This is a genomic window from Phaeovulum veldkampii DSM 11550 (assembly GCF_003034995.1).
In the GTDB taxonomy this organism is placed as follows: Bacteria; Pseudomonadota; Alphaproteobacteria; order Rhodobacterales; family Rhodobacteraceae; genus Phaeovulum; species Phaeovulum veldkampii.
This window is the reverse complement of the sequence record NZ_PZKF01000139.1, coordinates 1-556: the sequence shown is the minus strand read 5'-3', so window position 1 is coordinate 556 and position 556 is coordinate 1. Positions and strand designations below refer to the sequence as shown.

Sequence of the window (556 nt, the reverse complement as noted above, 5' to 3'; positions counted from 1 at the left end):
GCCGACAGCCGGGACACCGTGGCCCGCATGCCCGGCGTGGCCGAAGCCGGGGCCATCAATTACCAGACCATCGAGGCCCCCTTCCTTGACCGCGCCTTGCGGCTTTATGTCATCGGCTATGAAACCGGACGTCCGGGTGGCCCGCAGATCATCGCCGAAGGGCGCGGCATCGGCACCAGCCATTTCGAACTGGTGGCCGACCGCAAGACTGGCCTTGTGCTGGGCGACACCATCCGCCTTGGCCGCAACCGCTTTACCGTGGTCGGGCTGGTCGAAGGGGCAATGAACTCGGGCGGCGATCCGGCGGTTTACATGACGCTTGCCGATGCGATGGCGCTGCAAACGGAACTTGCTCCGGCAGATCAACGGGTGCAGGCCGCGCGCGGGGCGGGGGCGGTCAAGTCGGCCTCGGTCGCGGCAGTGATCGTGCGCGTGACGCCCGGCGCGGATGTCGATCTGCTGACCGCAACCTTGCGGCAATGGAAGCATCTGGCGGCCCTAAGCCAGACCGAACAGGAAAATATCCTGCTGGCCTCGGTCGTGGACAAGGCGCGGC

At 66.7% G+C, this 556-nt stretch carries 1 protein-coding gene; it reads left to right on the top strand.

Features of this window, described 5'->3' with window-relative positions; genetic code table 11:
* Window positions 1-556, top strand: a 556-nt coding sequence (locus C5F46_RS16300) for an ABC transporter permease (RefSeq protein ID WP_146160269.1), incomplete at both ends; no start/stop codon positions are given.